At 31.0% G+C, this 22,211-nt stretch carries 20 protein-coding genes; 6 read left to right on the plus strand and 14 right to left on the minus strand.

What is annotated here, in order from left to right:
- Positions 1-10: 10 nt before the first annotated feature.
- The gene (locus tag Q5I67_RS02435; protein WP_118205125.1) at positions 11-472 is read right to left on the minus strand and encodes an HPP family protein; all 462 of its coding nucleotides are present in this window, start codon (positions 470-472) and stop codon (positions 11-13) included.
- Between the two features lie 178 nt (positions 473-650).
- Between Q5I67_RS02435 and Q5I67_RS02440 the strand changes: the two genes are divergently transcribed.
- Together Q5I67_RS02440 and Q5I67_RS02445 are read left to right on the plus strand one after the other, a co-directional pair.
- A complete protein-coding gene (locus Q5I67_RS02440) occupies positions 651-1,259 on the plus strand; it encodes a TetR/AcrR family transcriptional regulator (protein ID WP_302486245.1) in 609 nt (202 codons plus the stop codon).
- A gap of 163 nt (positions 1,260-1,422) precedes the next feature.
- Positions 1,423-2,637 (plus strand): dicarboxylate/amino acid:cation symporter, encoded by a 1,215-nt coding sequence (locus tag Q5I67_RS02445; RefSeq protein ID WP_296896488.1) that lies wholly within the window; start codon positions 1,423-1,425, stop codon positions 2,635-2,637.
- A gap of 408 nt (positions 2,638-3,045) precedes the next feature.
- Here the strand turns inward: Q5I67_RS02445 and Q5I67_RS02450 are convergent, their stop codons facing one another.
- The 5 genes from Q5I67_RS02450 to rpsO form a co-directional block, all read right to left on the minus strand.
- Entirely contained in the window at positions 3,046-3,648 is a 603-nt protein-coding gene (locus Q5I67_RS02450) for a DUF1847 domain-containing protein (RefSeq protein WP_302486246.1), read from the minus strand.
- Between the two features lie 98 nt (positions 3,649-3,746).
- The gene (gene murB, locus Q5I67_RS02455) at positions 3,747-4,664 is read right to left on the minus strand and encodes a UDP-N-acetylmuramate dehydrogenase (RefSeq protein ID WP_302486247.1); all 918 of its coding nucleotides are present in this window, start codon (positions 4,662-4,664) and stop codon (positions 3,747-3,749) included.
- A 15-nt stretch (positions 4,665-4,679) separates the two neighbouring features.
- Positions 4,680-5,162, minus strand: coding sequence for a tRNA (uridine(34)/cytosine(34)/5-carboxymethylaminomethyluridine(34)-2'-O)-methyltransferase TrmL (gene trmL, locus Q5I67_RS02460; RefSeq protein ID WP_302486248.1), 483 nt, complete (start codon positions 5,160-5,162; stop codon positions 4,680-4,682).
- 18 nt (positions 5,163-5,180) lie between these two features.
- On the minus strand, positions 5,181-7,250 hold the full coding sequence (locus Q5I67_RS02465) for a polyribonucleotide nucleotidyltransferase (protein WP_302486249.1): 2,070 nt from the start codon (positions 7,248-7,250) through the stop codon (positions 5,181-5,183).
- Between the two features lie 121 nt (positions 7,251-7,371).
- The gene (rpsO, locus tag Q5I67_RS02470) at positions 7,372-7,638 is read right to left on the minus strand and encodes a 30S ribosomal protein S15 (protein WP_008539476.1); all 267 of its coding nucleotides are present in this window, start codon (positions 7,636-7,638) and stop codon (positions 7,372-7,374) included.
- Between the two features lie 229 nt (positions 7,639-7,867).
- On the opposite strand from rpsO, the gene Q5I67_RS02475 reads away from it, so the two are divergent.
- On the plus strand, positions 7,868-8,584 hold the full coding sequence (locus Q5I67_RS02475; protein ID WP_302486250.1) for an HAD family phosphatase: 717 nt from the start codon (positions 7,868-7,870) through the stop codon (positions 8,582-8,584).
- 42 nt (positions 8,585-8,626) lie between these two features.
- Here Q5I67_RS02475 and Q5I67_RS02480 read toward each other — a convergent pair whose 3' ends face one another.
- The 6 genes from Q5I67_RS02480 to Q5I67_RS02505 form a co-directional block, all read right to left on the minus strand.
- Positions 8,627-9,916, minus strand: a complete 1,290-nt coding sequence (locus Q5I67_RS02480) for an MFS transporter (protein WP_302486251.1) — start codon at positions 9,914-9,916, stop codon at positions 8,627-8,629.
- A 115-nt stretch (positions 9,917-10,031) separates the two neighbouring features.
- On the minus strand, positions 10,032-10,736 hold the full coding sequence (locus Q5I67_RS02485) for a tetratricopeptide repeat protein (protein WP_296899875.1): 705 nt from the start codon (positions 10,734-10,736) through the stop codon (positions 10,032-10,034).
- Positions 10,737-10,894: 158 nt separating this feature from the next.
- Positions 10,895-12,025 carry a YibE/F family protein gene (locus tag Q5I67_RS02490; protein WP_296899877.1) on the minus strand — a complete coding sequence of 377 codons (1,131 nt, stop codon included), beginning with the start codon at positions 12,023-12,025 and terminating at the stop codon, positions 10,895-10,897.
- A 102-nt stretch (positions 12,026-12,127) separates the two neighbouring features.
- Positions 12,128-13,657, minus strand: a complete 1,530-nt coding sequence (locus tag Q5I67_RS02495) for a metallophosphoesterase family protein (RefSeq protein ID WP_302486349.1) — start codon at positions 13,655-13,657, stop codon at positions 12,128-12,130.
- 236 nt (positions 13,658-13,893) lie between these two features.
- Positions 13,894-15,456: a metallophosphoesterase family protein gene (locus Q5I67_RS02500; protein WP_302486252.1), complete on the minus strand. Its 1,563-nt coding sequence runs from the start codon at positions 15,454-15,456 to the stop codon at positions 13,894-13,896.
- 41 nt (positions 15,457-15,497) lie between these two features.
- Positions 15,498-16,763: a porin gene (locus tag Q5I67_RS02505; protein ID WP_302486253.1), complete on the minus strand. Its 1,266-nt coding sequence runs from the start codon at positions 16,761-16,763 to the stop codon at positions 15,498-15,500.
- A gap of 326 nt (positions 16,764-17,089) precedes the next feature.
- On the opposite strand from Q5I67_RS02505, the gene Q5I67_RS02510 reads away from it, so the two are divergent.
- From Q5I67_RS02510 to Q5I67_RS02520, 3 genes are all read left to right on the plus strand, one after another.
- A complete protein-coding gene (locus Q5I67_RS02510; protein ID WP_302486254.1) occupies positions 17,090-17,767 on the plus strand; it encodes a response regulator transcription factor in 678 nt (225 codons plus the stop codon).
- Between the two features lies 1 nt (position 17,768).
- The gene (locus Q5I67_RS02515; RefSeq protein ID WP_302486255.1) at positions 17,769-19,055 is read left to right on the plus strand and encodes a cell wall metabolism sensor histidine kinase WalK; all 1,287 of its coding nucleotides are present in this window, start codon (positions 17,769-17,771) and stop codon (positions 19,053-19,055) included.
- A 127-nt stretch (positions 19,056-19,182) separates the two neighbouring features.
- A complete protein-coding gene (locus Q5I67_RS02520) occupies positions 19,183-20,868 on the plus strand; it encodes a phospholipid carrier-dependent glycosyltransferase (protein ID WP_302486256.1) in 1,686 nt (561 codons plus the stop codon).
- A gap of 57 nt (positions 20,869-20,925) precedes the next feature.
- Here Q5I67_RS02520 and Q5I67_RS02525 read toward each other — a convergent pair whose 3' ends face one another.
- Together Q5I67_RS02525 and Q5I67_RS02530 are read right to left on the minus strand one after the other, a co-directional pair.
- Positions 20,926-21,690 (minus strand): hypothetical protein, encoded by a 765-nt coding sequence (locus tag Q5I67_RS02525; protein WP_302486257.1) that lies wholly within the window; start codon positions 21,688-21,690, stop codon positions 20,926-20,928.
- 47 nt (positions 21,691-21,737) lie between these two features.
- Positions 21,738-22,103: an EamA family transporter gene (locus Q5I67_RS02530; protein WP_302486258.1), complete on the minus strand. Its 366-nt coding sequence runs from the start codon at positions 22,101-22,103 to the stop codon at positions 21,738-21,740.
- Positions 22,104-22,211: the final 108 nt, after the last annotated feature.

Genomic DNA, 22,211 nt, shown 5'->3' on the forward strand with positions numbered 1-22,211 from the left:
CTTAAAATTATTATCTATGCCATAAAGGATAATCTCTATGTAAAATAAATCTATTATAGACTATAGCAATAAAAACCAATAAACAAATTCCTGGTATTACATCAAATAAAAAATAATTGATAATACCTTGTTCATTCGCTTTTAATAATATAATCGGCATAGCAGCAGATGGTGGGTGAATTGCTTTAAACCACGATTTCACTAACATAGCTATAGCTACTCCTAAAGCATAAACAATCCAATTATGCCCTAAAATATATGCCATTAAAATACCTACGATACTTGTAATAATATAACCTAAAATAATATTTCTCGGCTGAGCATATTCACTGTCATATAACAAAAAAGCGATTATACTCGTTGCTCCAAATGGTGCTAATAATAAATTATCATCAATGGATTTAGATACTAAAGCTACAATTCCTATACCGAAAAAAATACCAATAGCTGATAGTATTTCATCTTTTTTCATAAAATTGAAATCCTTTATATTTTTTCCTTAAATCTAATTGCAATTATATCAAAAAATAACGTTAATTTATAGCATACTATTGAAAAACTATTATGGTTTGAGAAAAAAGATAAATGCCATTATAATATACTTTAAAGAAAACGAACCGCATTCATTTTTATAAAAAATAAATAGATAGGTGATTATTTTGGAACATACACTTAGTAAACGTGAAGCAAAAAAAATAAAATCAAAAAAGACGATTATCCAATCCGCTATTATGTTATTCGCTCAAAAAGGATTAAAAGATACTTCGATTGCTGATATCATGCAAAAAGCTAACTTAGGCATTGGCACTTTTTATAATTATTTTCAATCTAAAGATGATCTACTCCGTAGTCTACTCATTCAATTAGCTATGGACATTCGTCAACATTATCTAGAATCTTTAAATAAAGAAAAAACACAAGCCCAAATATTAGAAGGACTCGTTTTATACACTGCCAATCTATTAGATCAAAATCGCTTTATCTTGCCACTATTCATGCGTGCTGTAGATAAAAGTGCTTTAGCGATAAAACCTCATGTTTCGATAAAAAAACCACTTCCATTCAAAGATATTTTTGATGAAATCATCAAAACTGGTCAAGATAATGGTGAATTTCGCAATGATATTCCTGCTGAAATCATCACAGAAATGTTTCACTCCCTCTTTCAATCTGCCTCATTTAGTAGCTTACCACTAAAATATCAAGATAATATCCGCTATAAATTAAATTTAGTTCTTTCTGGTATTATCTTAAAATAAATTTTGTACGTATACAAAAAACAAATAAACATTTTATAAGATATTTTATATTTATTTTCCACTAAATCTACAGTATAGTTGTAAATTTTCTCCAAAAAGAGTATAATTTCGTTATATTATTTTTTTTATAATATACAATACATATTCTAAGGAGGTCTTTTTAATGACAGCAAAGACTATCATCAATAAGCTCGGTACGCTTATTCTCATTGCCATGGTTTTAGGCATTGCTGTTGGTTTGGCTCTAGGTGAAACCGCACAAATTTTTGCACCAATTGGCGACTTATTCATGCAACTAATCAAAATGGTTGTAATACCAATGGTTTTCTTCTCTTTAATAGGTGGTGCAGCTTCACTAGGAAATTCTAGTTCTGCTGGTAAAATTGGTTTATTGACATTTGTTTATTACACAATTACTACAGTTATTGCTACTGTTATCGGACTTATCTTCAGTTTAATTTTCAAACCTGGTGAAGGTATCAGTTTAGCTAGTTTAGGTGTTCAAGCTTCCAGTGAATATGCTGATAAAGGTGGTATACCTGGATTTTGGGAAACTTTAATCGGTTTTGTACCTGCAAATCCATTTGAAGCTCTCGTTTCTGGCAATATTTTACAGATTATCGTATTTAGTTTATTCATCGGTTTTGCTATCGCTAATTTAAGTGGTGAGAAAAAAGACTTTCTACTTAAATTTTTCAATTACATGACAGAAGTTACTGTAAAAATTATGACTGCTATTATGTGCATCGCACCACTCGGTGTATTTGGCTTAATGGCTGGTTCTATCGGTAAATTCGGTTCAGAAATCTTAGTAAAACTCGTATATCTTGTAGTATTATATATCATTGTCCTTGCTATCGTTAATTATGGTATTATCGGTGGTAGTGTTGCTATGTTCTCTAAATGCACTACATTTAAACAATTCTTTAAATCCATGTACAAAGTTCAATTATTTGCTTTCACTACAGCTTCTTCCATGGCTACTTTACCACTCAATATGAAAACAACTATTGAAGAATTACATGTTTCAAAAGAAACTACTTCTTTTGCACTTCCACTTGGTGCTACTATCAATATGAATGGTAATGCTGCTTATTATGCTATGGCTGCCATTTTCTTTGCTCAGATGTTTGGTGTTGAACTCACATTTACACAATATATTGCCATCATCTTTACATCTACAGTTGGTGCTGTAGGTCAAGCAGGTGTCCCTGGCCCTACACTTTTAGTAGTAGCCGTTCTCATGTCTGCTAACATTCCAATTGAAGCACTTCCAATTTTATTCGGTGTTGACCGTATCTTTGATATGCTTCGTACTGCTGTAAATATCACAGGTGATGCTGCTTGTGCAACTATCGTTGATAGATTTAGAGAATAAATCGTTCTTGTTCATTTTTCTTTATTGGTATAAAGAAAAACGAACCAAAAAGAAAACACCTTCCGCTACCACACTTTTTATTTTGGCAAAGAGCAAATCATGTCTACAACGTTTAAACTCGCTACGCTCAAACAGGTAAACTAAAACCGTAGCCACAATTTTCTCTTTACCAATAGCCTATGGCTACCATAAAAAGATGCTAAAATGCGGAAAATATTTGTTATTATTAATAATCAACGATGAATTATATTCATCATCTATCATTTTATAATCTACTCAAATAATAATATTCGGTAATCTTGTTATTCCGCTTTATAAAATTTTAGTGATAACCGCAAGGTTATTAAAAACAATTAAGATAAAAAGGAACAATATTTTGATATATATCAAGATATTGTTCCTTTTTATTTATATTTCATTTTCTTCCATTAATTTTAGTTTCTTACGCCAATAACGTGAATAAATTGCACCTAATGGATTATGGGCAAGCACTCTATCTTTTGCAACTAATGTAGTTACAGGGCCATTACAATTTTTATTAAATATCGCATCATGACCTACACATAGACCACAAGAAATAAATAAATCGCAACCTGCTTCATTTAAAAATTCAGCTTGATATTTTGGATTGCACATACTTTCTGTTGCACTTTGAGGATTTACTTTTTTTAAGCCTAATTTATCTTTAGATATTGCACAATTTTTACAACAAATAGATACTACTTCAAATTCACGTGCTAAAAATTTATTGATTAGATATGCTTCTTTATTTAAACCGATACAAAAAGCTAGACCTAATTTTTTATAGCCCATTTGTTTAGCAAATTCCACAGTTTCCTCTAAACGTGTAAGCTCGCTATAATATGTAGCTTCCACAAAAGCTGCTGCTTTCATAATTTTTTTCTCTTCATCTGTATATAAACCAAGTACTTCTTCTTGATTTATTTTTTTACAACTAATACCTTTTTTGGCACAAATATGGCTTTTGCAATTCGCACAATCACCGATCATATTAACACCTCCAAATAAATATATATTTACTTTATTATACAACAAAACCCTAAGAGAAACGTCTCTCTTAGGGTTTTATTTATTTTCATCTATCTTTTTTATTGTTCACCAATCATTTTTACTTCTGGATAAAGTTTCACACCATGAGCTTTATATACTCTATCTTGTACTTCTTTAATCAAATCAAGTACGTCTTGAGCTGTAGCACCACCGATATTAACTACAAATCCAGCATGTTTTTTAGAAACTTGTGCTCCACCAATAGTGAGACCTTTTAAACCTGTCTGATCAATCAAAGTCCCTGCAAAATATCCAGGTGGACGTTTAAATGTACTACCTGCACTTGGATATTCAAGTGGTTGTTTTGTTTCACGACGATTAGTTAAATCTGCCATTTTAGCTAAAATATCAGCTTGATTTCCCTCTTGTAGCTTTAATTCAACTTCTAAAATTAAATCACCATTATCTTGGAAAATACTATGACGATAGCCAAATTGTGCTTGTTCATTTGTGTAATGAACGACTTCACCATCTTTATTTACAGTTGTAACGGATTTTATAACTTTTTTTATTTCTCCATCATAGGCACCAGCATTCATGAAGATGCAACCACCTATACTACCTGGAATACCTACGGCAAATTCAAGACCTGTAAGTGAAGCTTCACCTGCAAATTTAGAAACATCTGCCATCAAAGCACCACATTGAGCTTTAATGATATCGCCATTTCGTGTAATTTTAGCAAAACGTTCATTTAAATTCACAACAATACCGCGAATACCTTTATCCATAACTAATAAATTAGAGCCATTGCCAAGCATTGTAAGCGGTATATCATATTCTTTTATTACTTTTATAACAGTTATAGCTTCTTCAACAGTTGAAGGCATTACAAAGCAATCAGCTGGGCCACCAATTTGAAATGTAGTATGTTTAGACATTGGTTCATCTATTAACACACTATTTTCTGGCAAAATTTGTTTTAATTTAGCTATACATTCATTTAATTTTTGCATTTATTTATGCTCCCATCAATCTAAATGATCAAAACCAACTTGTTTTAAATTAGCATAATTAAGTTGTCGCATAGCTTCATAGGCAATTACTGCCACAGAATTAGATAAATTCAAAGAACGTGATTCACTTATCATCGGTATGCGAATGCATTCATCCCAATGTTCTTTTAAGATACTTTCAGGAATACCTGCTGTTTCTTTACCAAAAACAAGCATATCATCCATACCATAGCTTACATCACTGTGTACATGATTAGCTTTAGTAGTCGCATAATGAAATTTATGACCTTTATATTTTTCTAAAATTTCATCAAAATTTTCATGATAATGCACTTTTACTAAATGCCAATAATCAAGACCTGCTCTTTTTAAATATTTATCATCAGTAGAAAAACCAAGTGGTTTTACTAAATGAAGTTCAATTCCTGTATTTGCACAAAGACGTGCAATATTACCAGTATTTGCTGGAATTTCAGGTTCAATCAAAACAATATGCACTTATGTTCACCAGCCTTATTAAAGAAGCACTTTATGAGAAAGATTTACTCTACCTTGACGATCAATTTCTGTAACTTTTACTTCTAATTCATCACCAATATTTACGACATCTTCTACTTTGCCTACGCGTTCTTTAGCTAATTGAGAAATATGGCATAAACCTTCTTTGCCTGGTAAAATTTCTACAAATGCACCAAAATTCATAATGCGTGTAACTTTACCTTTATAAGTTGCACCTACTTCAACTTCTGCAGTTAAAGCTTTAATCATATCTTGAGCTTTTTGTGCAGATTCTGCATCTACAGCTGTGATAAATACATTACCATCATCATGAATATCGATTTGTACGCCAGTTTCATCAATTATCTTTTTAATTGTTTTTCCGCCAGGTCCAATTACATCACGAATTTTATCAGTAGGGATTTTCATGCTATTTACACGTGGAGCATATGGAGATAATTCTTTATTTGGTTCACTAATACATTCAAGCATTTTGCTTAAAATGAATTCACGACCGCGTTTTGCCTGAGCGAGTGCAGCTGCTAAGATTTCTCTGCTGAGACCATCTACTTTAATATCCATTTGAATAGCTGTGATACCATCTGGAGTACCTGCTACTTTAAAGTCCATATCACCAAGAGCATCTTCCATACCTTGGATATCTGTTAAAATTGTATAAGCATCGCCATCTTTTACTAAGCCCATTGCACAACCAGATACTGGTTTTTTAATAGGCACACCAGCATGCATTAAGGAAAGTGTACTACCGCATACACTACCCATAGAGCTAGAACCATTAGATTCTAAAACTTCAGATACAAGGCGAAGTGTATAAGGGAATTCTTCTTCAGATGGAATAACAGGCACTAATGCACGTTCTGCAAGTGCACCATGACCGATTTCACGACGACCAGGACTACGCATTGGACGAGCTTCACCAACGGAATAACCAGGGAAATTATAATGATGGATATAACGTTTAGAAGTATCATCACCGATACCATCGATTACTTGTTCATCACCTAAAGCACCAAGTGTAGTGATATTTAAAATCTGAGTTTGTCCACGAGTGAAGAGTGCACTACCATGAGTACGAGGTAAAATACCTACTTCACAGCTAATAGGACGAACTTCTTCTAAGCCACGACCATCTGGACGAATTTTTTCATGAGTAATCATGTGACGTACAATGCCTTTTAAAGTTTTGTAAAGCACATAATCTATTTCCATATCCATTTCTGGATAAAGTTCTAAGAAATGTTCTTTTGCCTGTGCTTTTACTTCAGCTACATGTTCATCACGGCGAAGTTTATCAGCATCACGAACTGCAGCATCAAATTTATCATAAGTGTAGTCATGAATAGCATTTACGAGTTCTTCTGGAACAGTAAATAATTTTGGCTGATGTTTTTCTTTACCACATTTTGCAACCATTTCATTTTGGAATTGAACTAAACGTTTGATTTCTTCATGACCAAATAAAATAGCATCAAGAACTACTTCTTCAGATAATTCATTTGCACCAGCTTCAACCATCATTACAGCATCATAAGAACCTGCAACTGTTAAATTTAAATCAGATTTTTTACGTTGTTCTACTGTTGGATTGATCACAAATTCGCCATCAACACGACCAACACGAACACCAGCAATTGGTCCTAAGAAAGGAATATCAGAAATAGAAAGTGCACAAGAAGCACCGATCATACCAGCGATTTCTGGAGCATTATCTTGCTCTACAGATAAAACAGTAGCTACAATCTGCACATCATTTCTATAACCTTCTGGGAATAATGGGCGAATAGGTCTATCGATTAAACGGCTATTTAAAATGGCAGATTCAGCAGGACGACCTTCTCTTTTTATAAAACCGCCAGGTATTTTACCAACAGCGTACATTTTTTCTTCATAATCAACTGTTAAAGGGAAAAAATCTACTCCCTCACGTGGCTCAGCGGAAGCTGTTGCAGTTACTAAAACTACAGTTTCACCATATCTAACTAATACAGCACCGTTCGCTTGTTTAGCCATCTTGCCTGTTTCTACAACAAAACTACGACCGCCAAGTGTTGTTTCAAAAGTATACATAACTTACCTCCTATTTATGTATTTACCAATAATATATTTATCCTTGTGTCTATATCTATTTTAACTTAAAATCAAGCAAACTAAAAGAAAAAGCGGGAAAGGCTCCCGCTTTTTCAATTAATTATTTACGTAAATTTAATTTTGCAATAAGAGCACGATAACGTTCTACATCGATATCATATAAATAGCTTAAAAGTCTTCTGCGATGACCAACCATTTTTAATAAACCACGACGGGAATGATGGTCTTTTTTATTGTTTTTAAGATGTTCAGTAAGATATGCGATACGTGCAGTTAATAAAGCAACCTGTACTTCTGGAGATCCAGTGTCACCTTCATGAGTAGCGTTATCTTGAATGATTTGTAATTTTTGTTCTTGAGTTAACATTAAAATATCCTCCTAAATTTTATTTCTCCCGAATCCACGACAGCGTTGGAGTTTCGCTTACCCTAGAGTGGGAATGTCTTTTGCATACAAAAATTAATATATCATAAATAAATATCACTGTAAAGAAAAAGATTAATGCTTTTATTTTATGGATAAATATATATTCCAACTTTTTTAGATAATTGATAAAATGGACTTAAACTATTTTGTTGTCAGAAAGGAATTTATCATGCTAAAAAATAAGAAATTTGCTTTTTTTGATATGGACGGCACTTTGATTGACTCTGTTGGCATTTGGAATGAAATCGACCAAAAACTCATTGAAAAACTAGCTAATAAAAAAATCGATGAAACAACTGTTCAAAGCGACCGTGATACACAATTAAAAAAATTCAATGCACAACCAAATCCTTATTTATGTTATTGCCAATATCTCAAGGATAAATATTCAGCTCAAATTTCAGCTGAAGAAATCATCAAATTGCGTTATGAAATAGCTCAAGATTTTCTCCAAAATATAATTGATTACAAACCACAAGCTGACTTAGTCATCAAAAAATTAAAAGCAAAGCATTTTACACTTGCCATAACAACAACTACTAAACGTACAAATATGGAGATATATCGTACTTTAAATAAAAATATTAACACTAAAGCTCCACTTAATGAATATTTTGACTTAATCTATACACGTGAAGATGTCAGCAAAATCAAACCAGACCCTGAAGTCTATCAAAAAGCCATGCAAAAATTTAATGCCAAACCAGCAGAATGCATTGTCTTTGAAGATTCATTAATCGGTATTGAAGCTGCTAAACAAGCTGGCATTGAAACCATTGCTATTTATGACAAATATTCCGCTTCTGATACAGAAGCAATAAAAACACAAGCTGATTTTTATTTCCATAATTATACAGAACTCTTATCTCTTATCGATGAATTATAAAACAATAAAAAAAAGGTTATGCATGAGCATAACCTTTTTTTATTAATCGATTTCTATACCTTTTGTTTCTGGAACAGTAAACCACATAAAAATAAGTGCTATTGGATAAATAACAAATACAAGGCTCATTGCTCCTATCAAGCTTCCGCCTGTTGCCAAATAACCAATTATAGCAGGTCCAAAACCAGATAATCCACGTCCTGTACCAAAAATTATATTTTCCGCAGTAGAACGTGCTTCTGATGGATAATTTTCAGCAATAACTGCACCATAGCCACCCATCATGCCATTTACAGTAAAGCCTAATAAGAAACTTCCCCATAAAAGACTTGCTTGACTTGTGAAGAAAAAGAAATAGATTACGCAGTAAATAGTACCGCAAATATACCAAAGTGCAAATGTCTTCTTACGGCCAATTTTATCAGCTAAGATACCAAATAAAATTATACCTAAAATCATGCCTGCAATGGATATTACCATCCAACCACTTGTCTGAGCTAAGCTATAACCATATTTTTGAGATAAAATTGTTGGCATCCAGCTAAATATCGCATAATAACCAAAATTTTGCACTAAACACATTACAGTAAGACCAATTGTTGTAGCTGTTATTCTCTTAGTAGAAAATAATTTTTTAAGTGGCATACCCACTAAATGATAATATTCTTTCTGTTCTTTTTCCGTGATAGTTCCATTTTCCTTTTTAGCAATCAATTCTTGCTGACGCTGTTTTTTACGTTGCCACAAAATAGGTTCTCTAAGATGCATACGCACATAAATAGCGATAAGTGCTGGCACTAAACCTACTAAAAATACAGCACGCCAGCCAAACATCGGTACGATTATAGCTGGAATAATTGCTGCTAATAATACACCACCTTGCCAGCCAAGTGCTACCCATGAAGTAGCTCTAGCTCTCATATCAGGTGCCCAAGTTTCAGTAACAATCGCCATACCAATACCGAATTCGCCACCGATACCAAGACCAATGATAAAACGCAAAACAAGCAAAACTGTGTAATTATCGACAAAATACATAAGGAATGTAGCCACAGCAAATAAAATTATGGAAAAAGACAATGTTCTTGTACGACCATATTTATCTGCTAATAATCCAAAAATATATGAACCAATCCACATACCTATAGTTGTCGCTAAGGTGAGATTACCGGCTTCAGCTGTTGTAAGTCCAAAATCTTTAATAATAAAAACTAAAATAAATGATAATAAGAACATATCCAGTCCATCAGCTGCATATCCCAATATAGCACCAATTAACGTTTTAATATAATGGTCTGCTTCTCCTTCTACGTGTTTCTTTTCTTCCGACATGAAACTCCTCCTCTTATATTTTTTTGTCTAATAATATTATGTACAAAAATACATATATAACTATATAACAATATTAGTAGTTATATATGTATTTTTTGCAAGCATCTAAATAAAATTAAATATCCCAATGAATTTTTTCTGGTGAAGGACAAGCATGATCTATTGTATTTAAAATCCATGCCACATTATTATGAGTTGCACTAAAAGCTTTTTCTATAGCAGGTTTATATTTTTCTGGAATATCCATAAAAGATAAAGCCTTTCTCATATAATTTAAAGACTCTTCCTTCATCAATCCAGTAGCCATTAATTGAGCCTTAAAACGATATCCATAATACAAATAACTATTATGCTTTACATCTAAATTCTCAAATACGCGAATTTTTTCATCAATCTCATTTTCAGCTGTTTCGATATCTTGCTTATTATACAGCAAATTCCAACGATCAGCCCAAATTTCACCACGTAAAATATATTTATATAGATAATCTGTAGACTCCACTAATTGTATCGCTAAATTTATATAATGAAGTGCATCATCATATTTTTTATCTTCGCGAAGACAAGAAGACAATCTTTGTAATGCATATACCTTTTCTTCTACTTGTTCTGGATTTTCTTCATCTATGTCTACATCAACAACTGAACGAAACAACTCTATTGCTTCATCATGTTTTTTTAATTCTGGCATTGCCAAAAAATGAGCAAGGCGTGCTCTACTTCTCCAATCATCAAAACCGCCAGCAAACAAACTAGCAGGTGGACTAGCTGGTGAATCCATTACATAATGTGTAAGTTCATGGAAATCATGACTATTCATTAAAAATCCTCCTAAAATCTATATTTATAATAAAATAATAAAGATATCTTTATATCATTAACTTTATTATTTAGATACATTTTATCACATTTTTTTAATATAAAACAAAAAATGCCTTAGCAGTAAAAATTTACTACTAAAGCATTTAAGATTTTAATTTACTTTTTTTCTAAATAATGCGGAAGCCATGCAGAAAATAATGCTACTATTGGCACTGTTAAAATAACGCCAAAACTACCAGATATCCCTTGCATGATTTCTATACCAATGGAATTTGAATTTATTAATTGCAAATAAGGCAAATCATATACATAGTCTAATACCCATACCCCAAGAGAACCACCAAAGAAAGCTAAAATAAGTGTTGTAGACATTGTACCCATGATATCTCGTCCAACATTCATTCCACTTTTAAATAATTCTTTTGGTGTTAAGGCTGGATTTTTAACATGCAATTCTTGAACTGCTGAAGATACATCCATTGCTATATCCATTACAGCACCTAAACTCGCAAATAAAACACCTGCAAAAAGTAATTGACCTACATCAATTAAGGTATTTTGTCCAACAAATAACAAGGATTCAATATTAGATACATTATAACCTGAAAGAGAAGTAAAATGACCAAATATATCTGCTGTCAATCCTGCAATTAACAAACCACAAAAAGTAGCTAAAATAGCAGATAAAGCTTTTATCGTAAAACCATTTATCAAACAGATAGTCATTGCTGTTACAACTGTTGCTGTAAAAATTGCTGCTATAGATGGAGAAGTTCCTTTCATTATCATAGGGAAAAATACAAATACAAAACAAATAAAGCTAAAAATAAGTGCAATTGCTGATTTTACACCTTTTTTACCACCAATGATACAAAGTGCAATCAAGAAAATAGCAATAAAAATATATATCGGCATGGAACGATCAACATTATACACTGTTGTAACATGTAATTGCCCCACTACACTTGAAATAGTGATTACTTCTAAGCCTGGTCTACAAGCTGTTCCAAATAATAAACCATTTGGACTATTTGCTTCTAAAATTTGACCTTTTTGTGGTCCAGTTTCCATCTGTAACAATACTACCTGATCGCCCACACGCGAACCATCTTCTTGCACATTATCTTTTAAAACTTCAACAACAACTGCTTTTTCAAAAGCACGACCTTGTGTATTCACCAATGTAGGCTTTTCTACTTGATTATATGATTGTAAAAAGAAAAATCCACCTATTAATATACAAATAATTATAATCCCACGAACCCAAATATTTTTAAATAAATTCATAAAAATATCCATCCTTATTGTCATTATATAAATCTTTTTTAATGTAAAAACTGCGGTAAAGCATACACTTTACCGCAGTTAGAGAAAAATTAAATCTTACTATTATCTCTTGATAATGCTATAAGCTTCATCGATTGGTGTGCCTGTTTCAGCATCATATGTGTTAATAGTAAATTTGTCATCAGTAATATTAATTACAGAATATGTTGGTCTCCATGTCTGGCTACGAGCAGCTACATAATCTTGTTGCTGTTCTATTAAATTGTAGAATTTAGAACCAGTTGCAGAGTTAGAAGTCATATAGAATACACCATCTGGATTTACAAGTGTTCCTTGTTTCATATCAGCAATAGTGTAGCAACGATTTTGAGATTCATAATAATCTTTAAATGCACTATCAGATTTTAATTTTTTATCTAAAACGCTATGATCTTGACCATGTTGACCTACTTTATATTCTGCAAAATCATCATACTGTTTGCCATCACTAGTGAGCTGGTAAGTACGAGCATAAGTATGGTCATGACCTTGTAATACAACATCAATATCATTAGCATCAAAAATTGGTGTTAACTGATTACGTAAGATAATACCATCAGAATCAGAGTGGTCTAAACCTGAACCATAGATATCTTGGTGCATTACTACTATACGCCATTTTACATTTGGATTTTCTTTTACTGCTTTTTCTACTAAAGCTTTATGGTCAGCTGCATTATAGTTATTTGCATTGATAACAATGAATAAAGCATTACCATAAGTATAATAATATCCATGACCTGCTGCTGTTGGATTACTTTCTTCAGTAAATGGATTTGGTGTATTAAAGTGATTTTGATATCCAGGTGTCAAACAATCATGGTTACCAATAGCTACAGCTTGTGGTAAATCACGCAATGCTGCTGCAGAAAGATATCCAGCATATTGATATTCTTGTAATTGAAGTTTTCCTGCATCATTACCTGCTGGTTCATTAATCTGGTCACCAGGAGATACTAAGAAATTAATTTCTGGATGTTGAGCTAAAGCACTATTTAATGTTTTATTCCAGTTATAAGCATCATTTCTTGTTGCAATATCACCATTTTGTTCTTCTGTACCTTCATTTGGAACTTGACCTTTAGAAGCACCAATCTGTGGGTCACCTACGTACATGAATGAGAAATTATGTGGATCGCCTGTTTTATATTCTTGAGCTTGTTGCCATTTACCATTTAATTTTACCTGATAATAATATGTAGTATTTGGCTCAAAACCATCAGCTGTTACTTTATTACTATAATACTGCACACCATTGATCACTGTACCTTCTATACAAGTACCTTTGAATTCTACAGCATTTTTCATATCTTTATTATTAGCAATACGAACTAAAGCTTCATTAGATTTTTCTTTAGAATACCAACCAAAATTTAATTTAGAAAAATCTGCCCCTGGTGTAAGTGCTACTTGTTCATAATTAGTTTTGATTTTATCCCAGTTAGCTTTCCAGTCAGCCCAATTTGTATGATCTGATACGGCTGTTTTAGTAGTAACAGCTGGTGCTACAGAAGCATCATTCCAATGTTCTGTTGCTGCATAAACAGTTAAAGATCCTACACTAAGTGCCGCACTTAAACATAAGGCTAACATTCTTTTTTTATTTTTTTTCAAATAAAACACAAAAGCCACTCTCCTTAGTTATCTCACAATATTTTACGATAATAGATATTCTATATCTTTTAGACATACCTATTTTATATTCTATTTTTTAAGACACTGTAAACATAAAGTAAAATCTAAATGAATATATTAAAAAATAAATGTAAAATAAAAGTGACAAGATTTTTCTTGCCACTTTTATCTCTAAATTTTATTCAAGTTTCTATTTATTTTTTGATAATTGTATAAGTATTATCAATAGCTTCTCCTGTTTCTACATCATAAGTATTAACAGTGAAACTATCTTTTGTAATATTAATTACAGAATATGATGGTCTCCAATTCTGGCTACGAGCAGCTACATAATCCTGTTGTTCTGGAATTAAATTATAGAATTTAGAACCAGTTGCAGAGTTAGAAGTCAAATAAAATACACCTTCTGGATTTACAACTGTTCCTTGAGATTTATCTGCAATATTGTAGCAAAGATTTTGAGATTTATAATATGCTCTAAACACACTGTTATTATCAAAGCTTTCATCAAATTTATCGTGATTGAATCCACCTTGATTTTGTTTATATTCTAAGAACTCATCATGTGCTTGTCCATCGCTTGTAAGCTGATAAGTACGTGCATAACTGTGATCGTGACCTTGTAGTACTACATCAATATCATTTGCATCAAAAATTGGTGTTAATTGTGTACGCAAGATAATACCATCAGAATCAGAATGGTCTAAACCTGAACCATAAATATCTTGGTGCATTACAACAATACGCCATTTTGTATCTGGATGAGCTTTAATAGCTTTTTCAATCAAAGCTTTATGATCTGCTGCATTGTAGTTATTAGCATTAATAACAATGAATAAAGCGTTACCATAACTATAAAAATATCCGTTACCAGCAGGTGTTGGTGTAGATTCTTCAAGAAATGGATTTGGATTATTAAAATGATTTTGATAGCTAGCAGAGCTACAGTCATGATTACCAATGGCTACAGCTTGTGGTAAATTGCGAAGAACAGAAGCAGAAAGATATCCAGAATATTGGTCTTCTTGTTCTTTTAAATCTTTTGCGTTTTCAGTGCCTTTTACACTTACTTGATCACCAGGAGATACTAAAAAGTCAATCTCTGGATGTTGTTCTATTGCTTTATTTAAAGTTATATTCCAATTATAAGAGTCATTTCTAGCAGCTAAATCATTACCTAATTTTTTACCATTAGATTCATCATTTTTTTGTTTATATGAAGAACCGATCTGAGGGTCACCAACAAACATAAAGCTAAAATTGTCTGGATCACCTGTTTTATATTCTTGAGCTTGTTGCCATTTGCCATTTAAATTTACTTGATAATAATATGTGCTATTTGGTTTAAAGCCATCAGCTGTTACTTTATTACTATAATATTGGACGCCATTGATTATAGTACCAGCTTCACAAGTGCCTTTAAACTCTTTAGCATTTTTCATTTCTTTATTATCTGCAATACGCACCATTGCTTTATCTGTCTTTTCTTTAGAGTACCAACCAAAATTTAATTTGGAAAAATCTGCTCCTGGTGTAAGTGCTACTTGTTCATAATTAGTCTTTAAATTATCCCAACCAGCTTTCCACTGTTCCCAATTAGTATTATCAGAAATAGGTGTTTTTGTTTCTACTGCTGGTTTTGTAGAGGCATCATTCCAATATTCAGTCGCTGCATAAGCTGTTAAAGAACCTACACTTAAAGCTGCACTTAAACAAAGTGCAATCATTTGTTTTTTACTTTTTTTTAGATAAAACATTCTTATCGCTCCAAATCTCTAATCAATCATATGCAATTTAATTAAAATTTAAATTTAAGACTAGTATATACAGTATCGGCATCTGTATCTGTCTTCATATCTTTACCATCAAAATACAAAAGTGAACCTACTAAGTTTTGAGCAAATACATATTCTATACCAGCTACAAGACCTTTTTGTCCTGCGTCAGCATCATCATAAGCTGTCTCAATGGTTACATTCTCACCAAGATGACGATAACCTAAATATGCCCCCCAAGAACCAGCATCTTTAAGATCAGCACCTTTATACTGCAATTCTACACTGCCAGCTTTATCATAACTGTTAGCATCTGTATTTTGTAAATATTGACCTACTAATGCTATATTTTTATCAAAATTATACTTACCACCTGCATACCATAAATTAGCTTTATTATCATCTACATCTAGGTCTAAATCCACACTATCGTCTAAACCATTCAATAAAATATAACCTGCATTAAGTGCTAAATTATCACTTGGTGTATAGTCAAATTGCACACCATAATAATCAGCAGTGATATCTTTTGCTGTTTTATCTTCTGGAATTTTACCATCATGATCATTTTCACTATAACGACCAACAGTTAAATTTGTATTAAATACATCACTGCCAAAATCTACCATTACACCAGAAAGTTCATCATCAAATATCATACCTTGACAAATATCTAAAGGAAGATGACCTGCTGCTACTGTAGCACCAAATAAAGGCCCTTCTACATATGCTCTAGTAACTTCTACACCATCTGCATTACTATCTGTTTCTGGATACATTGTATATTCAATTTTGGCATTAGCTGTCCAACCAGAATTACCAATATAAGCTTTTGGTTCAAGTTTAAATTCTAATTTATTTGAACGTTTATCTTTACCTTCATCATGATTAGCTTGAACATATTTATATTTTAATTCGCCTTTCCATTTTACATTATCGGATTTTTTCTCTAAATCGGCTACACGAACACCAAGATTATCTAATTCTTCCGCAAATTCAGCAGCTAATTTATCAACAACAACTTTATCTGCTTTTTCAAGATCAGTTCTCGCCATAGCACGTGCTACAATTTGAGCCATTTCATAACGAGTCATAGTGTTTTGACCTTGATATGTACCATTTGGATAACCATCAATTACACCATCATTCGCAAGTGTAGTAACTGCATCATATGCCCAACTATCAGCAGGCACATCACTAAATGGATTTGTTGCTGCAAAAGATGTACTTGCAACTCCCATCATTAAACTTGCTGTAATTGCACTTGTAATAAGCTTTTTCTTTAACATTAAATATTCCTCCAAAATAGTTAATATATAATACTTCTATAAAATTAAAAATTTTAACTTTATAAAAATAAAACCCAAAATTGCTCAATAAAAATTAATGTTTTTGGCGAAATATTCCAAAACGTTTATTATTATAAAAAAGCTTTTTAAAATAATAATTAATAATATGTAAAATCATTATTAAAGATATATAAAAATAATATAAATACTTGTATAAATATAAAATAAATGTAAAATTTTGCAGATATTTATTTTTATATTTTAATATTATAAAATATTAAGGAAAGTATCATTTATTGTATAAAATTTGAAAGTAGGTTTTCCTCATGCGAATATTATTTGCAGAAGATGATAAAAGATTATCTAAAATGATTAATTTCCTTTTAAAAAAAGAAAATTATATTGTAGATTGTGTATATAATGGTCAAGATGCTATCGATTATGCTAATTTATCTGATTATGACATCATTATTTTAGATTGGATGATGCCTTTAAAATCTGGCATTGAAGTATGTAAATATCTACGTGCTCAAAATAATCAAACAGCTATTTTAATGTTAACTGCCAGAGATACTCTAGAAGATAGAGTTGATGGTCTAGATAGCGGGGCTGATGATTATTTGGCCAAACCATTCGAATTTCCTGAATTACTAGCTAGATTAAGAGCCCTATCCCGCCGCATTAATAAAACATTTTATAATGATATCATTGAATATAACAATCTAAAATTAAATTGTTGTAATGCCATTTTGACTTATAAACAAATAGAAGTATCTTTAAGCCCTAGAGAAAATCAACTCATGGAACTATTAATTAGAAATACACATCAAATTCTACCTCGTGAACAAATTATTGATAAAATCTGGGGATATGATACTAATATAAATTCCAATACTTTAGATGTAACAATAAAATCTCTACGTCAAAAATTAACAAAAATAGGATTAACTAATTGTATTCAAACCATTCGTGGTATTGGTTATAAATTTGAAATGGATGCTTAATATGTTTAAAGAATTCAAAGAAAAAATCGTTAAAGATTATTGCTATCTTACTGTATTACTATTATTATTTGTATCATTTTCTTTATATATTGTAGGTTTTTCTATATCATATAAAAGCCAATTATCTCATATAAAAATGCTCGCTATTGAAGAAAGTGAAGACTTATTTTATAAAATCAATACTAAGGATTTAAAAAATTTTCCTAAAGATGATGATAACTCGCCTGAAGAAGATAATTATTTTAATAAAATTTTCATCTATGGATATACCAAAGACCATCAATTAGTATTTGAACATAATAATATGGAATGGTCTGAAAAATCTATCACTAAAATTATTAATGATAATTCACTTTCTTTTCATAAGGTATATTTTGATTTTAATTTAGTTGATAATCGCCATTTGAAATATTTAATTTATATGCGTTATCCACTCCTAGAAAATAATGTATTTTTAGGTGAAGTCTATGTTGGCATAGAAGTAACTCATTGGGTGCGTGAACAAATTCGCATATTCTTTATTTTATTAATAATTATTTCTCTATCCTTATTTTTTGTACGCTATGTCGCTTATAAAATGGCAAATAAAGCTATGCAACCTGTCGTTCAATCATTTGAACAACAAAAACAGTTTATTGCCAATGCCTCTCATGAATTACGAACGCCTTTAAGCATTATAATGTCTGGATTAACTGTATTAAAAACAGATGATGAAAATAATCTCTCTAAATTTTCCATAGATACTATTGATGATATTAATGATGAAAGCTTAAAGATGAAAAAGCTCATTGACAATTTATTATTATCTGCAAGAAATACCAATAATACATTAACTGTGCATAGCACTAAATTTAACCTCAACAATCTCATCAATAAAATCTACACTAAATTTTCTTTATTAGCTAAAAATAAACAAATCACCCTCAAAATTTCTAACCCTCCAGATATTTTTATAACAGCTGATATGTCTCATATTGAGCAAATATTAGCCATCTTAGTGGATAATGCTATTAAATACAGTGATGAAAATAGTTCTATTTTTATTACCATAACAGAAGATAAACAATGTATAAAAATTGCCATCAAAGATAGTGGCCCTGGCATATCCATTGAAGACTTACCGCATATATTTAAGCCATTTTATCGTGCTAATAATACTCGCACTTATTATGGTAATGGTCTTGGTTTATCAATAGCTCAAATACTCGCACAAAAAAATCACAGTGATATTCTTGTAAAAAACAATGATGAGAAGGGTTCTTGTTTTACTTTAATAATTAATATCTAATAAAAAAAAGAGTGGAAAATAAATCTTTTCCACTCTTCTTTATTTTTTATCTCAGTTTTTTTTCAGAATGCTCCTATATGCTTTTCTTAAATTAATTATATTCAAGATTATATAAAGGAGTAATCGTATGAAACAGTCGCAACATCCATCTAAACTATTTGATTTAAAAAATCTCGATAAAACATCTATCTTTACTATAGCCATTATTTTTATAATTTTATATTTATGGCATCTTGGTCTATATCCTTTAATTAATCCTGATGAAGGAAGATATGCTGAAATTCCTCGCGAAATGTTAGCCAATAAGAACTTTATTACACCATATTTAAATGGCGTGGAGTATTTTGAAAAACCTGCCCTGCAATATTGGATAACAGCTTTCTTCATGTATATATTCGGTGAAAATGAATTTGCCGTGCGTTTATTTCCCGCTCTATCTGCTCTAGGTGGCATCTATTTGACAGGATATTTAGCCACTAAGATGTTTAATCGCCAAACAGGTTTTCTAGCTAGTATCATACTTGGTAGTTCTTTTCTTTATTTAATCATTGGTTCTTTAAATATCTTAGATATGGCAATCTCTTTTTTCATCACCTTATCTATGGTAAGTTATTATCAATTTAGTACTACACAAAAATCAAAATATCTTTATATTTTCTATGCTTCCATGGCTTTTGGCACTTTAACTAAAGGTCTAATAGCTATCGTTTTGACTGCTATTATTATATTTTCTTATTGCTTGCTTACTAAAAATTTAAAACTATTATTAAAAAGTATATCTTTACCTGGTATATTGATCTTTCTTGTAATTTGTGTGCCATGGTTTTATTTAGTTTGTAGAGATAATCCTGACTTTTTCTATTTCTTTTTTATTCATGAACATTTTTTACGCTATTTAACTAAGGTTCACGATCGTTATCAACCATTTTATTTTTTCATACCTTGCATTATTTTAGGAATTTTTCCCTGGACAGGATTTTTCATATCATCATTACTTTCCAAATCACCTCAAAAAACATGGCATAAATTTATGACTAATCCTCATAGACATAAATATATTTATCTTTGTTTATGGTTTAGCCTAATTTTTATCTTCTACTCTATATCAGATTCCAAACTTGTACCTTATATTGTTCCTTGTCTTATGCCTCTTTCTATATTAATAAGTCGCCATTTAAATCAAATAACTTACCAGTCAACAAAAATAAAGATTGCCATGATAATCAATGCATTTATCTCTTTAATCATAATTGCAGCCTTAATCATCACTACTATCAAAAGCGATTTCATTACACTAGAAGAATTTATCTTATCTGGTAGCTTTATCATTTTAGTATTGATTATATCTAATATAATCATATTTATATCCTGGTATAAATATGAAAATTTTACTCAAATAATATCTATTTATGCCATCTCTGCCATTTTATTTAGCTTTTCTTTGCAACCTGTAATCACTCAAGTAGCTCAACATCGCACAGGAAAAGAAATTGCTCAGGTAGTAAACTCCATAAAAACAAAAGACACTTTAATTCTTTCCTATAAAGATTATCTACAAGATTTACCATTTTATACCAAATCTCGCATCGCCATTTATGATTATTTAGGTGAATTAGATTTTGGTGCCAGCCACCCTAGTGGACAAGGTTGGTTTTTAAATAAAGACGAATTTTTAACCATATGGGAACAAAATCCAAATACTTTATTAGTCGTTCCTCAAAAATATAAACAAGAATGTTTAAATGAATTAAATGATAAAAATACCCGTATTTACTTTGAAACCAACAAATATTTAATTATTACCCATAAATAAATAAAAAAACTGCATGTAAAATAATTCCAATAAATTTTACATGCAGTTTATTTTTTATTAAAAATTAAATTTTTCTACAGCACCATCGTGAGTTAAGATAAATTTTTCCTGTTGAGGAATATTTCCTCTTTTATCCTTAGGAGGTATTATCTCGTATTTTTCTAAAGCCTGAATACATGCTGTATTTAAATCTTGATATTCTTCTTCACTTAGGCCTAAATCAGATTTTTCTGCTGGAAGCACAGGATAAGCCTGAATCACTTTTCCTTGTTCATCCATTATATACTCTACAACGACGATAATCGCTTCGCCTTCTGGTACTAAATTATAATCATAAACAGGTTTTTCTTTATGTTTATATGTTGGCATTAAATCTTTAGAATCTTTTACATCACTAAAATTTAAAATGAGATTTTCTTTCGATATTTCTTTAACTACAATATTTGTATCTTTATAAGTACGAAATTTATGCCTAGGTTCTTTTTTCACTACAGGCTCTTCTTTTTTTTCTTTCTTATCTTCTGGTGGATCAATGGTTTCTACTGGAGGTTTTGGTTTTTCCAAATCTTCTTTATCCACCACTACTTCTGATTGAGAATTTATTTCTTCTGTTGGTTCTACTACTACATCATCAGGCTCATTATCTTGAGTTATACCAATATCTACATACGTAATATCTTCATCATCGGAGGATTTTACTATCGTTTTTTCACTTATTTCTTTTGTTATATTATTCATAACATATCCACCTAAAGCAAAAATCCCTACATGTAAAATGATAGATATTACTAATCCTACTTTTACATAATTTTTAGCTTTCATAACAAAATCCTTCTATATTTATAAATCAATACAATCTTATAATCTTATTAAGAACGATACAATAAGAATACACCTAAACAGATAATGATAATGCCACCTATTTTATTCAAAGTCATGGATTCGCCAAAATAAAAATATCCCACAAAGGCAGCAATGATATAACCTATACTTAAAAATGGATAAGCATAACTTACTTCCACGCGGGAAAGTACCATAAGCCAAACAATGAAACTTATTACATAAAAGATAAGCCCAGACCATACATATAAATTAGTGCTTACTTTTAAAATCATAGTCAATATAGAATTTAGATCTACTTGAATACTTCCTATTTGAGACATACCTTTTTTTAAAACTAATTGAGCAGCTGCATTCAACAATACACCTGTTAATATCAATAATAAATTTGTCAAAATTCCATCTCCCTTTATTAACTAATTATTAATCTTAACACATATAATACAATCTTACAGCAAAAATTTAAAAAATATCTGACTATATCTTCTCAGAAAAAAATCATT

This window comes from uncultured Megamonas sp. (assembly GCF_958438645.1).
Classification (GTDB): domain Bacteria; phylum Bacillota; class Negativicutes; order Selenomonadales; family Selenomonadaceae; genus Megamonas.